The sequence below is a fragment of the Isoptericola sp. BMS4 genome (genome assembly GCF_011634835.1).
GTDB lineage: Bacteria > Actinomycetota > Actinomycetes > Actinomycetales > Cellulomonadaceae > Isoptericola.
This window is the reverse complement of record NZ_SIRP01000001.1, coordinates 1,829,857-1,843,506: the sequence shown is the minus strand read 5'-3', so window position 1 is coordinate 1,843,506 and position 13,650 is coordinate 1,829,857. Positions and strand designations below refer to the sequence as shown.

The following is a 13,650-nucleotide window of genomic DNA, read 5'->3' as shown; positions in this document are numbered from 1 at the left end:
GTCGCGGCGTCAGCACGACGTCGGGGGCCGTCCGATCCCGGACGGCCCCCGACGTCGTTCCCGCACCGGCCCCGGGGCGGGGCCGCCGCTAGCGTGCGGTGCGCACCACCTGCAGGAGCGAGCGCAGGCGCGCGTGGTCGAACAGGTCGTCGACGAGGACGACGTTGCCGGCGCTGTCGCCGAGCGGCACCTTCCAGCTGGGGTACTCGTCCCCGGCGCCCGGCTGATGCTGGGTGCGGCGCTCCCCCACCGCGTCGACGAGCTGGACGCCGACGAGCGTCGCCGGGGTGCGGCGTGCGTACCGGTGCAGCCCCTCGATGATCTCGCGCTCGGAGGGATGGTCGGACACCATCCCCTGCTCCGCCAGGACGAGCACGGCGGCGTCCCTGTCGGCGCGTGCCTGGCGACGCAGCTCCTGCGGGTCCTCCGTGAGGCCGAGACGCTCGGCCAGGTCCACGTGCTCCCCGGCGACCAGCCCGGCCGTCGGCGGCATGACGTGCGTGCCGACGGTGGCGAGCGCGAGCCGCCGGTGGCTCTCGGGGGGCAGCAGCCGGCCGGCCCCGTCCCGCTCGAACCACAGCACCGAGGTGCCGAGGATCCCGCGCTCGGCGAGGTACTCGCGCGCCCACGCCTCGGCGACGCCGCGGTCCTCGCCGATGACGAGCGCCCCGGCCCGGTGCGCCTCCAGGCACAGGATCCCGACGAGCGCCTCGTGGTCCGACCGCACGTACGCGCCGTCCGCCGGCGCGGTGCCCGCCGGCACCCACCAGGTGCGGAACAGGCCGAGCACGTTGTCGACCCGCAGGCCACCCGCGTGACGCAGCACGGTGCGCAGCATGTCGCGGTACGGCGCGTACCCGGCCCGGGCGAGCGTCCGCGGGTTCCACGGCGGCACCGACCAGTCCTGCCCCCGCGGGTCGTCCGCGTCGGGCGGGCTGCCCGCGCCGACGCCGCGCGCGACGACGTCGCGGTGCAGCCAGGTGTCCGCCCCGTCGGGGTGCGCGCCGGCGGGCAGGTCGTGCACGACGCCGATCCGCATCCCCGCCTCGCGCGCGACCCGCTGCGCCGTCTGCTTCTGCTCGTCGGCCACCCACTGCAGCCAGGTGTAGAACTCCACCCGGTCGGCGAGCTGCTCGCGCAGCGCGGCGACGGCCGGCGAGGCGGGGTCGCCCACCTCGTCCGGACGCGGCACCCGGCCGAGGTGCTCGACGACAGCGCACCAGGTGGCGAAGTCGCGCAGCCCGGCCCCCTGCGACTCGACGAAGTCCTCGTACGCGGCCTGGCGCACGGCGCGCCGCGGCGCCGTGAACACGACCTCCAGGGCCGCCTTCTTCGCCTCCCAGACGGCGTCGCGGTCGATCGGCCCCGCGTCGGTGACGAGGTCGCGCACCGGGTCGGCCGCCCACTCGACGAGCGAGCGGTCGGCCGCCGACAGGTACGCCGTCTCGGGGACGTCCTCGACCCGCACGTAGAGCGGGCTGAGGAAGCGCCGGCTCGTCGGCAGGTACGGCGACGGCGTCAGCGGGCGGACCGGCTCGGTCGCCGCCAGCGGGTTCACGGCGACGAAGTCCGCGCCGTTCTGGTGGGCGACCAGCCACGCGAGGTCCGTGAGGTCGGCGAGGTCGCCCACCCCCCACGAGGCGCTCGAGCGCACGGAGTACAGCTGCGCGAGCAGACCCCACCACTGGTCGTCGGCGAGGCCGGCGGGGAGCTCCAGCCGGCGCGGCGTCACGACCAGGGTCGCGCGGGTCTCGTGCCCCTCGCTCAGCGCGTGCAGCGCGTGCCACCCGAGCGGCAGGTCCGACGGCACCGTGAACGTCGTCCGCTCGACGCGGCGCCCGTCGATGGTGCGCGCCTCGGCCGACGTCCCGACCTCGTCGAGGTCACGGCGCGGGCGGTGCTCGTGCATCCGGGCGCCCTGCTCCGCGCCGTCGATCTCGACCCACACGTGCGCCGACGCGCCTTCGCTGACGTGCACCGGGATCTGCGTCTCGTCGCCGGCGCGCACGACGACCGCGGCCGGCAGGACGGCGCGCCACTCCTCGTCCTGGACGCGTTGCAGGCTGTGCGCCACCTGCTGCGGCGTCGAGGCCGCGACGCCGAGCGTCTCCAGCACGGCGACGAGGGTGTCCGCCGGCACGCGCACGCGGTCGCCCCCGAAGGCCTCGTGCTCGGTCAGCACCCCGTGGGCGGTGGCGAGGTCCCGCAACGCGTCCGGGGCCTCGCCCTCCTGTGCCGGGGCCCCGTCGCCGTCCGCCTGGTCCGGCAGGACGGCCTCGTCCGTGTCGTCGGCCTCGTCCACACCATCGGCCTCATCCACGTCGACCTCGACCGCGGGGGCCTCCTCGTCGGCGTCGTCGACATCGCGGTCGGCGTCGTCGACCTCGACCGCGGGGGCCTCCTCGTCGGCGTCGTCGACATCGCGGTCGGCGTCGTCGGGCTCGTCCGTCGCGTCGTCGGCCGCGGCCTCGGGATCGTCCGCTCGGTCCTCGGGATCGTGCACGGGGTCGTCGACGTCGTCCGCGTCGTCTCCCTCGTCGGCGCCCGCGTCGGTGTCCGCGGACACGTCGTCGCCCGGCTCGCGCGGCCCGTCCGCCGCGGCCTCGGGCACGTCGGCGTCCGCCGTGTCGTCGCCGTGCACGGCATCCTGACCCACGTCGTCACCCACCTCGTCACGGTCCTGCGCGTCGTCGGGCACGTCGTCGGTGGTCGCGTCGGGTGCGTCGTCCGCACCGGGGTGGTCGATGCTCACGGGACGATCCTGCCATCTCCGCACGTGACGGGGCGGGCTCCACGCTGCCGGGACCGCGGATCGGCGCCCCGAGCGACGACGAGACGCGTCTCACGGCACCTCCGGCCCGCGCCTTTGCGGACGGTCCCGGAGGGGCCGTTACCGTGGTGCGGTGATCGTCTCCGCCACCATCGACACCAGCATCGACCCGTCGCCCTCGCCGTCCACCGTCCCGGAGGAGCTGACCGAGGGCGCGAAGGACGCGAGCACGGCGTTCTGGGACTGGTTCACCGGCTGGCCGCTGCACGTCCTGATCATCCTGGTGGTCGGGATCATCGTGCTCGCGCTGCTACGCCGGGTGATCGGCCACGTGACCGAGCGCATCGCGCTGGGCGGCAAGGTCGGCGAGGCGTCCGACAAGTCGTGGCGCTCCTACTTCCGCCGCGCGCCCCTGGTCGAGGACGCCCTGGCGATGGCGAACCCGCTGGCGAACGAGCGGCGGGCGCAGCGGTCACGCACCGTGGGCTCGGTGCTGCGGTCGACGGCCAACATCGTGGTCGGCACGATCATCATCCTGATGATCCTGCAGGAGTTCGAGGTGCAGATCGGCCCCCTGCTCGGGGCCGCCGGGTTCATCGGCGTGGCGGTCGGCTTCGGCGCCCAGAGCCTGGTGAAGGACTTCATCTCCGGCATCTTCCTGCTGGTCGAGGACCAGTTCGGCGTCGGGGACTACGTGGACCTCGGCTCCGGCGCGGAGGGCACGGTCGAGGACGTCCAGCTGCGCACCACCAAGCTGCGCGCCATGGACGGGACCGTCTGGTATGTGCGCAACGGGGAGATCCTGCGCGCCGGCAACTACACGCAGCAGTGGTCGCGTGCGATGGCGCAGATCCGCGTCCCCGTCGACGCGGACGAGCAGGTGGTGCACGCGGCGCTGCTGCGCGCGGCGGACGCCGTCTACCACGACCCGGAGCTGACCGGCGTGCTGCTGGAGGAGCCGGTGCTCTGGTCGGTCGACGGCGTGACGGACCTGTCGATGGTGTTCACCCTGCACGTCCAGGTCCGGCCCGGGCAGCAGTGGGAGGTCGCGCGCCGGCTGCGCCGGTCCGCCCAGGCCGAGCTGCGCGGCGTCGGCGTGCTGCGCGAGGGCCAGCCGGTGGATGCCGAGCAGCTCGGCTGAGGCGCCCCGCCCTCAGCTCGCGGGCGCGAGCCGGGTGTCCATCGTGGCGGCGAGGTCGTCGGCCTCCGGCCCGACGATGACCTGCACGATGCGGCCGGAGCGCACCACACCGAACGCCCCCGACTGCTTGAGGCCCGGTTCGTCGACCAGCGACGAGTCGGCCACCTGGACGCGCAGCCGGGTGATGCACGGCTCCAGGTCCACGATGTTCCGGCTGCCGCCGAGCGCGGCGAGGATGTTGTCCGCCTTGGTCGCGAGGGTGGTCATGGGGGTGCCTCCCGGTGGATGCGTCGTTGCAGGTCCGCTCCCAGCCTAGCCCGTCCGGCCGGTGCACGGAGGCCACGGGTCCTCCGGCGAGCCGTGTCTGGGAGGATGTCCGGGTGACGAACGAGGATCTGAAGGGCGAGTCGTTCTACGACGCCGTCGGCGGGCACGCGACGTTCGAGCGGCTGGTGGCCCGCTTCTACGAGGGCGTCGCCGGCGACGAGGTGCTGCGACCGATGTACCCGGAGGAGGACCTGGGCCCGGCGCGCGACCGGCTCACGCTCTTCCTGGAGCAGTACTGGGGCGGCCCGACCACGTACAGCCAGCAGCGCGGGCACCCGCGGCTGCGCATGCGGCACGCGCCGTTCAAGGTGAACCCGGACGCCCGCGACCGCTGGCTGCGGCACATGCGCGTGGCGGTGGACGATCTCGGGCTCTCCCCGATGCACGAGGCCCAGCTGTGGGACTACCTGGAGCGCGCGGCGTTCAGCATGATCAACACGTTCGAGGACTGAGGCGATGACCACCGAACGCACCGCCGCGGCGGACGCGCACATCCCGGACGCGCTGGACCGGCTGCTGTCCGTGCTGGAGCTGCGCGAGGTCGAGGGCTGGGGCCCGCGCGGCGAGGAGGACCTGTGGCGCGGCGACAGCGTCCCCGGGCCCGCCCGCCGCGTCTACGGCGGGCAGGTGCTCGCGCAGGCGCTGCTCGCGTGCGGGCGCACCGTCCCGGACGACCGCCTGCCGCACTCGCTGCACGCCTACTTCCTGCGCGAGGGGTCGCTGGAGGCCCCGATCGACTTTGCGGTGGAGCGGCTGCGCGACGGCCGGTCGTTCAGCGCCCGGCGCACCCACGCCCTCCAGGCGAACGGGCCGATCCTGTCCCTCACGGCGTCGTTCCAGGTGGACCAGCCGGGCTACGAGGCCGCGACCGCGGCGCCGGACGTCCTGGACCCGCAGGACGTGCCGTCGGCGATCGAGATGCTCTCGGGCCTGGACCACCCGGCGGCGCGGTTCTGGTCGCACGAGTCGGCGTTCGACCTGCGGCACGTGGACGGCTCCCTGTACCTGGGGGCGCCGGCGGAGCCGCGGGCCACGCAGCACGTGTGGGTGCGCGCGCGGCACGCCGTCCCCTCGGACGACCGGCTGCTGCACCGGGCGCTGCTCGCGTTCGCGTGCGACCAGGTGATGCTGGAGCCGGTGCTGCGCCAGGCGGGCCGCTCGTGGCTCGACGTCGGCGCCAGCGTGCCGATGGCGAGCCTGGACCACGCGATGTGGTTCCACCGCGACGCGCGGGCCGACGAGTGGCTCCTCTTCGTGCAGGAGTCGCCGGGCGCGCAGGGCGGGCGCGGCCTGGGCCTGGCGCGGGTGTACTCGCGCGACGGCGCGCTCGTCGCCACCATCGCTCAGGAGGGCATGGTGCGCCTGCCCTCCTGAGCGAGCCGGTGCTCAGCCGCGCTTGCGGAACGCGACGGGCTCGCCGGCGAACTCGGCCCAGGCGGCGCGCTCGTCGTCGGTGATGCGCCGCGGCTTCCCGCTCGCGGCGTCGACGACGACGATCGTGGTGGCCGCCTTGACGTACGGCGCCTCGCCCGAGGCCGGCCCCGTGCGGGGGAAGCCGCCGGGCGCGCCGTCGTACACCTCGTAGCAGACCTCGAGGCTCGCGCCGCCCATGGCCCCGATCCACATCTCGACGCGCACGGGGGTGCGGGAGAAGCCGAGGGGGCGCAGGTACTCGATCTGCTGGCCGGCCACGAAGGTGTGCGACGTGGCGTGCGGGCCGGTGTCGAGGATCGCCGTGGGCCACGCCTCGCCGGCTGCGGCTTCCTCGTGCCGCCAGAACGCGGTGATGCGGGCGTCCTCGAGGAGCCGGAACATCGCGACGTTGTTGACGTGCTGGTACGCGTCCAGGTCGGACCAGCGCAGCGGGACGGGGACGTGCAGACGGGTCATGACCCGCATCGTCGCACGGCAGGCCTCGATGCCCCGAACGCGGTCAGCTCGCCGCGATGGTCGCCGCGGTGCGGCAGCGGGCCAGCGCGCTGAGCTCCTCGCTCACCGGCATCCGCACCTGCGCGTCGGCGACGGCGGTCACGGCGCGTCGCAGCCGCCGGCGTGCCCGCGCGGAGCGCCGGCGCGCGCCCCAGGCCGCCACCGCGCGGGCGAGCAGGGCCAGCACGAGGCCGGCCAGCAGCCCGCCGAGCGCGAGCAGCGTGGGCCACGGCAGCTCCAGCACTCCCCCGCCCCGGCCGGTGAGGTCGAGGGTGAGCACCGGCACGCCGAGCGGCGGCAGCCGGAGGTACTCGACGACCGCGGCCGCCCCGAGCCAGAGCAGCCCTACCGCCGCCGCGGCGAGCAGCAGCCACTGCGCCGCGCCCGCGACCGCCCACCAGCGGGGCCGGCGCTCGGCCTCGACGCGGGTGCCGACCACCGCCTGGTCGAGCTCGCCGGGGAGTCGGTCGATCGCGGCCTGCCCCCGCCCGCGCACGACGAGGGACCACGAGGGCGGCGCGCCCGTGGTGACCTCGTCGATGTAGCGGCGCACGGCCGATGCCGCCGACGCGCGGACGGCGGGCCGGGCCGCCGGGAGGGAGCTGCGCACGAGGTCGGGCCGGGAGCCCGGCCTCGGGTCCTTCCGCGACCCGGCCGCCGGGTCGCGGCGCCCGTCGGCGCCGGTCGCGGCGTCGTCGCGGCGCAGCCCCAGGCGGCGCAGCGGGTCGCGACGCAGCCGCGACACCCAGCGCGTGAGCGGCCAGCCGGTGGCGAGGTGGGCGTCGCGGCGGTGGGTGCGGCCGACGGCGTCGACGACCGTCGGCACTCCGGCGGCGTCCTCCAGGGCCGCGACGAGCGCGGCCGCGGCCTTGTCGCCGGCCCGGTGCGGCGGCACTGTGCCGCACGCCTCCGCGACGCGCCCGGCCACCGCCCGGGTGTCGGCCGCGAGGCGGGCGGCCGCCGCCTCGCGGCGCCGGGCCGCGTCGGCGAGCAGCGCGCGCAGCCGGTCGGTGCCCTGCCCGGTGCGGGCGGACAGCGCGAGCACCCGGGCCCCGTCCAGGCCGTCGTCCACGACGAGCCGCCGCAGGTCCTCGACCATCGCCTCCGCCTCGGGCTCCGAGAGCCGGTCGACCTGGTTGAGGACCACCACCACGACCTCCGCACGCCCCGCCAGCGGGCGCAGGTAGCGCTCGTGCAGCACGGCGTCGGCGTACTTCTGCGGGTCCACGACCCACACGAGCAGGTCCACCCGCTCGACGAGGCGGTCGGCCCGCATCCGGTGCTCGGCGACGACCGAGTCGTGGTCCGGCAGGTCGAGGAGCACCAGCCCGGTGCCGATGTCGGCCGGGCCGCGCCGCTCCCGCAGCCGCGCCAGGCCCTTGCGGGTCCCCTTGTCGCCGGCGGTGCCGTCGGCCGTCGCCACCGGCATCTCGTGCCGCCGCCGGACCTCCAGCCAGTCCAGCAACGGTCCCGCACCGTCGCCCCACACGGCGGCCACGGGGTGGGAGGTCGTGGGGCGGCGCACCCCCACGGTGGCGACGTCGGTGCCCGCGACGACGTTCAGCACGCTCGACTTGCCGGACCCGGTGGCGCCGGCGAGCGCGACGACGGTGTGCTCGGCGGACAGGCCGCCGCGCCGGCGGGTCCGCGCGATCACGGCCCGGGCGTCGTCGAGCAGGTCGGCGTCCAGCCGGCCGGTGGCGGCGACGACGGCGGTCTCCAGGGCGGCGGTGCGGTCCGTCAGGGCGATCCGGCTCACGAGGTCGAGTCCTTCCGCCCGCGCAGACGGCGCCACAGGCCGCGGCGTGGCGGCTCGGACTCGTCCTGGCCCGCGCCGGCCGCCGGCTCCACCCGCGGCACGCCGTCGGTCGTGGGCGGGCGGGGCGTCCCCGCGCCACGTAGGAGCCCGCCGCTCCACGGCCGGGTCGCGCCGCCCTCCTCCGGCGGTCGTGCCGCGCGCTCGGCCCGGGCGGCCTCCGAGACGCGGTGCGCCGCGTCGCGCACGGCCCGCGCGTCCGTGTCCGCGGTGCCGAGCGCGTCCAGCTGGGCCGTGTACCGGGCGGCCTGCCCGCGCAGCACGGTCTCGACCCGCCCGGTGAGTCGCTCGCGCGCCTGGGCGGACAGCCGGCGCACGGCCTCGTCGCCGAAGACGGCCTCCAGCAGCTTCTGGGCGACCAGGGCCGTGCCGCCGGCGATGCCGACCTCGGCCCCGGTGAGGCCGGCGGTGGAGGCGAAGACGACGACCATGAGGCTCACGCCGAGCGCGTTGACCCCGAACGACAGGGCGCGGGCGGTGCCGCGCCGGGACGCCCCCTGCTCGCGGACCAGGGCCAGGACGTCGTCCTGCCAGCCGCGGATCTGTGCGCCGACCTCGTCGCGCAGCGCGGCGGGTGCGCGCGACAGGTCGAGCCCGCCGAGCAGGGCCGCGCCGGCGGCGTCGCCGTGCCAGGAGGCGTACGTGCGCTCGGCCGCCTGCTCGGCCGCGTCCAGGATGACGGCCTCCATGCCGTGCGCGATCGCCTGCTCCACCTGCGGCGCCTGCTTGGGCCGGCCGCGCAGGAACCGCCCGACGGCGTCGCGTGCCCGGCCGACCCCTGCCTCGATCGACCGGAAGAGCTCGCCCGTGCCCACGAAGTCCTGCCAGCGGGCGAGCACCTCGCCGCGCAGCAGCGCGCCGTCGGACGTCGCGGACTCGACCTGGGCGATCGCCTCGGCGTAGTGCCGCGCGACCGCGTCGCGCAGGCGTGCGTCCGCCACCTCCTGCACGTCCGCGGCCTCGGCGATCGCGACCGCGCGGCGCACGAGGTCGCTGGTGGCCCCGTCCCGCGTCGCGGCGACGACGCGGGCGCGGGCCTCGGGGTCGCCGCCGAGGCCGGAAAGCCAGGTCGCGACCTCGCCGACCGCGTGCTCGGGCAGGAGCCCGTCCGTCAGGGCCTCGGCGCCGCTCTCGGGAGCCTCGGCGACGACGAACACCCGGGTCTCGTCCAGGCCGTGCTCGGCCAGCATGCGGCGCAGGTCCTCGGCCACGACCTCCGCGCCGGGATCCACCCGGTCGAGCACGATCGCGAGCTGGGCCCTGCGGGCGGCGGCCTGCGTGAGGAGCTCCCAGGGCACGGCGTCGGCGTAGCGCGCGGCGGTCGTGACGAACAGCCACATGTCCGCCGCGCCGAGCAGCTGGGCCGCGAGGTCGCGGTTGGCGGTCTCGACCGAGTCGATGTCGGGCGCGTCGAGCAGCGCGAGCCCCTGCGGCAGCGAGTCGCTGGCCACGAGCCGCAGCGAGCGCCCGGCGCCGTCGCCCTCCGCGGCGCCGGGCGACGACGTCACGCGGGCCAGCCGGGGCAGCACCCGGTCGGTCGTGAACCACCGCACGTCGAGCGGATGGTGCACGAGCACCGGCGCCCGGGTGGTGGGACGCAGCACGCCGGGCGCGGAGACCGGCTCCCCGAGCAGGGAGTTCACCAGGGTGGACTTCCCGGCGCCGGTGGACCCGCCCACGACGACGAGCAACGGTGCCCGCTCGGCGCGCAGGCGCGGCAGCAGGTAGTCGTCGAGCTGGTCGAGCGCCCGGTGCAGGTCCGTGCGGGCGGACGCGACGCCGGGGGTCTCCAGAGGCAGGCGGAGCGCCCCGAGCCGGGCACGCAGCGTCTCGAGCGCACCGACCAGGCGTGCCGTCGGCGCCTCGCTCTCGTCGCCTGCCCCGGCGACGCCGCCCCGCGAGCCGGAGGCAGGCGTGTCGTCCGGGTCCGTCATGCGCCCATTGTGCCTGGGGGCGCTCGTCACCGCAGGTCATCACCCCGCGGGCACGCGGATGATCACGTGCGGAGACGGCGGCGCAGCCAGGCGACGGCAACCTCCCCCTGAGCCCGCTGGAAGGCCCGCGCGTGCGGGATCGCCGGAGGCGGCGGCTGCAGGGAGGCGTGCACGAAGTAGCCCGTGATCGCGGCGAGGAAGGCGGTCACGGCGTCGTCGTCCGTGCCGGCGGGCAGGGGCCGACGACGCAGCACCTCCTCGGGCGGGGGCCCGCCCTCGAGCTCGGTGGCCGGCAGCATGCCGACCTGGTCGCAGAAGGCGGCCCCCCGGGAGGCGTACGGCCAGTCGACCGCCAGCGCCCGCGGACCGTGGGTCCCGTCGACGAGGAGAGCGTTGTCGCCGCGCAGGTCGTGGTGCACGAGCGCGGGCCCCGCGACGGCCGCCCGCGCGTGCTCCGCGATGTCGGCCAGCCGGTCGAGGTGGGCGGCGAACCAGGGGTCGAACGCGTCGAGTCCCGCCGGCAGCTCGTCGGCGAGGGTGGCGGTACGGTCGGCAGGCAGGTCCTCGGCGAGCTCCGGCAGCTCTCCCGGGGCCACCTCGAACGACGCGACCTGCGCGCACAGTCGTTGGACGGCGTCGAGGTCGTCGTCGCGCCACGGAGCGTGCGGGGCGCGGGCGCCCGGGACCGCCTCGAAGGCGACCGCGACCCATCGCGGCACGTCGCCACCACGTCCATCCGGACACGCGGGCCCGATCTCGGCGGACCACAGCAGCGCAGGCGCGGGCACGCCCTCGGGCAGGAGGGCGGAACGCCGCGCCTCCTCCCGGTACAGGTGGGTCGCCCCCTCGTGCTCGGTGCTCACGGCCTTGACGAAGAGCGGGCCTCGCGTCGTGCGCAGGGTGGAGGCCATCCCGGGCGAGTACCCGCCGTCGTGACTGGTCCAGCCGAGCACGGTGCCGCCGATGCGCTCCTCGAGACCCGCGCGGACCTCGGCCGGAAGCTCGGGCCAGGTCGGTCTGGTCCGGGTAGGCCGGTCGCGGGTCGGTGACGTGCCGGTGTCGTGCGCCATCGCCGTATCGTCGCCGACCGGTCGCCCCCGGGTCATCCCGATATCCGGCGTCCCGACGTCCCCGACGTCCTGCGCCCGGTCGGGACCGGACGACGAGGCGTCGCCCGGTCGGGACCGGACGACGCCTCGTCGACGGTGCGCCCGGCCCTGTCGGCCCGGGCAGAGCGAGTCGTCAGTCGCGCGTCAGGCGGCGGTACGTCACGCGGTGCGGGCGCGCGGCCTCGGCGCCGAGGCGCTCCACCTTGTTCTCCTCGTACGAGGCGAAGTTGCCCTCGAACCAGTACCAGTTCGCCGGGTCCTCCTCGGTGCCCTCGTAGGCGAGGATGTGCGTGGCGACACGGTCGAGGAACCACCGGTCGTGGGAGACGACGACCGCGCAGCCCGGGAACTCGAGCAGGGCGTTCTCCAGCGAGCCGAGCGTCTCGACGTCGAGGTCGTTGGTGGGCTCGTCGAGCAGCAGCAGGTTGCCGCCCTGCTTGAGCGTGAGCGCCAGGTTGAGGCGGTTGCGCTCACCACCGGACAGCACGCCCGCGGGCTTCTGCTGGTCCGGGCCCTTGAACCCGAACGAGGCCACGTAGGCGCGCGAGGGGATCTCGACGTTGCCGACCTTGATGAAGTCCAGCCCGTCGGAGACGACCTCCCACAGGGTCTTCTTCGGGTCGATGCCGCCGCGGGACTGGTCCACGTAGGAGATCTTCACGGTCTCGCCGACCTTGAGCTCGCCGCCGTCGAGCGGCTCCAGGCCCACGATCGTCTTGAACAGCGTCGTCTTGCCGACGCCGTTGGGGCCGATGACGCCGACGATGCCGTTCTTCGGCAGCGTGAAGCTGAGCCCGTCGATGAGCCGGCGGTCCCCGAAGCCCTTCTGCAGGTTCTCCGCCTCGAGCACGACGTTGCCCAGGCGCGGGCCGGCGGGGATCTGGATCTCCTCGAAGTCCAGCTTCCGGGTCCGCTCGGCCTCCGCGACCATCTCGTCGTAGCGGGCCAGGCGGGCCTTCGACTTGGCCTGCCGCCCCTTGGTGTTGGAGCGCACCCACTCCAGCTCGTCCTTCAGGCGCTTGGACAGCTTGGCGTCCTTCTTGCCCTGGACCTTGAGACGCTCCTGCTTCTTCTCCAGGTAGGTGGAGTAGTTGCCCTCGTACGGGTACAGGCGGCCGCGGTCGACCTCGCAGATCCACTCGGCGACGTGGTCGAGGAAGTACCGGTCGTGGGTGACGGCGAGGACGGCGCCCGGGTAGGTGGCGAGGTGCTGCTCGAGCCACAGCACGGACTCGGCGTCCAGGTGGTTGGTGGGCTCGTCGAGCAGCAGCAGGTCCGGCTTCTCCAGCAGGAGCTTGCACAGCGCGACGCGGCGGCGCTCACCGCCCGAGAGGACGGTGACGTCGGTGTCCGGCGGCGGGCAGCGCAGGGCGTCCATCGCCTGCTCGAGCTGGGAGTCGAGGTCCCACGCGTCGGCGGCGTCGATCTCCTCCTGCAGGGTGCCCATCTCGGCCAGGAGCGAGTCGAAGTCGGCGTCGGGCTCGGCCATGAGGGCGGAGATCTCGTTGAAGCGGTCGATCTTGCCCTTGATCTCGCCGACGGCCTCCTCGACGTTGCCGAGCACCGTCTTCTCCTCGTTGAGCGGGGGCTCCTGCTGCAGGATGCCGACCGTGTACCCCGGGGACAGCCGGGCCTCGCCGTTCGACGGCTGGTCGAGACCGGCCATGATCTTCAGGATCGTCGACTTGCCGGCGCCGTTGGGGCCGACGACGCCGATCTTGGCGCCGGGATAGAAGTTCAGCGACACGTCGTCGAGGATGACCTTGTCGCCGTGCGCCTTGCGCGCCTTGTACATGGAGTAGATGAACTCAGCCACTGGCTCTGCTTCCACCGTTCGATCGCGCGGAGATTCGTCGGACTCGCCCCGGCGCGCACCGACGGTCGTGAGGGTCGTGGCGTGCCCGAGGTTCGAGGCTCCAGCGGGCGTGCTGGAGGACCGGCATCGCGGCCGGTCCCCCAGCCTACGCGACGCGCGGCCGGGAGCGTGGGCTCAGCGGCCCGCCGGCACCGGGACGCGCGGGCCGCCGGCGGCCTCGGCACCCTCGTCGGCGTGCTCGTCCACGGTGGGCTCCGCCGCGTCGTCGGGCCGGCCGTCCTCCCTGTCGTCCGCACGGACGCCGGCCGCGTCGTCCGGCCGGTCGTCCGCGGTGGCGCGCGAGGCGTCGTCGGCCGCCGCGGGCGGCTGGTCCCACGGGTCGGCCGCGCCACGGTCCCGGCCGGATGCCAGCCTGGCGTACCGCACCACGCCCCGGGTGGCGTCCACGCCCACCTGCTGCGCCTCGACCACCGGCTGGTTGCGCCGCTCGGGCAGCGTCGTCACCGAGCCGTCCGGCAGCACGTGCTGGTGCTCGGCCTCCCACTCGTCGTAGGTGAGCCGGCCCACCACCACGACGGGGTCGCCCTTGCGCAGCGACATGCTGACGTGCCGCGCGCGCTCGCGGAACAGCTTCACCGTGAACCACAGCGTCTCGCCGTCCGACCACTCCCCGGTCTGCGGGTCCCGGACCCGGCGGGTGCTGGCGAGCCTGAACGTGCACCAGTCGGTGCCTCGTCCCGACGTCGCCAGGACCGGTTCCGTCCCGACGTGCCCGATCACCGTGACGTTGACGTCGCTCATGCGTCCT

The 13,650-nt window shown here is 75.4% G+C and carries 11 protein-coding genes; 3 read left to right on the top strand and 8 right to left on the bottom strand.

Annotated elements, in window-relative coordinates:
• Nucleotides 1-88: 88 nt before the first annotated feature.
• Nucleotides 89-2,269, bottom strand: coding sequence for a 4-alpha-glucanotransferase (gene malQ / locus EYB28_RS08200; protein WP_166851962.1), 2,181 nt, complete (start codon nt 2,267-2,269; stop codon nt 89-91).
• A 634-nt stretch (nt 2,270-2,903) separates the two neighbouring features.
• On the opposite strand from malQ, the gene EYB28_RS08195 reads away from it, so the two are divergent.
• Nucleotides 2,904-3,911, top strand: a complete 1,008-nt coding sequence (locus tag EYB28_RS08195; RefSeq protein WP_166846508.1) for a mechanosensitive ion channel family protein — start codon at nt 2,904-2,906, stop codon at nt 3,909-3,911.
• A 12-nt stretch (nt 3,912-3,923) separates the two neighbouring features.
• On the opposite strand, the gene EYB28_RS08190 is transcribed toward EYB28_RS08195, so the two are convergent.
• Nucleotides 3,924-4,178, bottom strand: coding sequence for a glucose PTS transporter subunit EIIB (locus EYB28_RS08190; protein ID WP_166846506.1), 255 nt, complete (start codon nt 4,176-4,178; stop codon nt 3,924-3,926).
• 128 nt (nt 4,179-4,306) lie between these two features.
• On the opposite strand from EYB28_RS08190, the gene EYB28_RS08185 reads away from it, so the two are divergent.
• On the top strand, nt 4,307-4,690 hold the full coding sequence (locus tag EYB28_RS08185) for a globin (protein ID WP_166851959.1): 384 nt from the start codon (nt 4,307-4,309) through the stop codon (nt 4,688-4,690).
• Nucleotides 4,691-4,694: 4 nt separating this feature from the next.
• Nucleotides 4,695-5,612 carry an acyl-CoA thioesterase II gene (locus EYB28_RS08180; RefSeq protein WP_166846503.1) on the top strand — a complete coding sequence of 306 codons (918 nt, stop codon included), beginning with the start codon at nt 4,695-4,697 and terminating at the stop codon, nt 5,610-5,612.
• 12 nt (nt 5,613-5,624) lie between these two features.
• On the opposite strand, the gene EYB28_RS08175 is transcribed toward EYB28_RS08180, so the two are convergent.
• The 6 genes from EYB28_RS08175 to EYB28_RS20300 all read right to left on the bottom strand — a co-directional run bounded on the left by EYB28_RS08175 (nt 5,625) and on the right by EYB28_RS20300 (nt 13,643).
• Nucleotides 5,625-6,128: a thioesterase family protein gene (locus EYB28_RS08175; protein ID WP_166846500.1), complete on the bottom strand. Its 504-nt coding sequence runs from the start codon at nt 6,126-6,128 to the stop codon at nt 5,625-5,627.
• A 43-nt stretch (nt 6,129-6,171) separates the two neighbouring features.
• Nucleotides 6,172-7,926: a GTPase gene (locus EYB28_RS08170; protein ID WP_166846497.1), complete on the bottom strand. Its 1,755-nt coding sequence runs from the start codon at nt 7,924-7,926 to the stop codon at nt 6,172-6,174.
• Complete coding sequence (locus EYB28_RS08165) at nt 7,923-9,917, bottom strand: dynamin family protein (RefSeq protein WP_166846495.1); 1,995 nt, start codon at nt 9,915-9,917, stop codon at nt 7,923-7,925. Before EYB28_RS08165 ends, EYB28_RS08170 begins: the two co-directional genes overlap by 4 nt.
• Nucleotides 9,918-9,979: 62 nt before the next feature.
• The gene (locus tag EYB28_RS08160; RefSeq protein WP_166846492.1) at nt 9,980-10,987 is read right to left on the bottom strand and encodes a phosphotransferase; all 1,008 of its coding nucleotides are present in this window, start codon (nt 10,985-10,987) and stop codon (nt 9,980-9,982) included.
• Nucleotides 10,988-11,159: 172 nt separating this feature from the next.
• A complete protein-coding gene (gene ettA / locus EYB28_RS08155) occupies nt 11,160-12,842 on the bottom strand; it encodes an energy-dependent translational throttle protein EttA (protein ID WP_166846490.1) in 1,683 nt (560 codons plus the stop codon).
• Between the two features lie 174 nt (nt 12,843-13,016).
• Nucleotides 13,017-13,643, bottom strand: coding sequence for a single-stranded DNA-binding protein (locus EYB28_RS20300; protein WP_240930441.1), 627 nt, complete (start codon nt 13,641-13,643; stop codon nt 13,017-13,019).
• Nucleotides 13,644-13,650: the final 7 nt, after the last annotated feature.

Excerpts from the sequence above, each read along its gene's own strand:
- EYB28_RS08190 (WP_166846506.1), bottom strand. The coding sequence starts at position 4,178 with ATGACCACCCTCGCGACCAAGGCGGACAACATCCTCGCCGCGCTCGGC.
- EYB28_RS08180 (WP_166846503.1), top strand. The coding sequence starts at position 4,695 with ATGACCACCGAACGCACCGCCGCGGCGGACGCGCACATCCCGGACGCG.
- EYB28_RS08175 (WP_166846500.1), bottom strand. The coding sequence starts at position 6,128 with ATGACCCGTCTGCACGTCCCCGTCCCGCTGCGCTGGTCCGACCTGGAC.
- EYB28_RS08165 (WP_166846495.1), bottom strand. The coding sequence starts at position 9,917 with ATGACGGACCCGGACGACACGCCTGCCTCCGGCTCGCGGGGCGGCGTC.
- EYB28_RS08160 (WP_166846492.1), bottom strand. The coding sequence starts at position 10,987 with ATGGCGCACGACACCGGCACGTCACCGACCCGCGACCGGCCTACCCGG.
- EYB28_RS20300 (WP_240930441.1), bottom strand. The coding sequence starts at position 13,643 with ATGAGCGACGTCAACGTCACGGTGATCGGGCACGTCGGGACGGAACCG.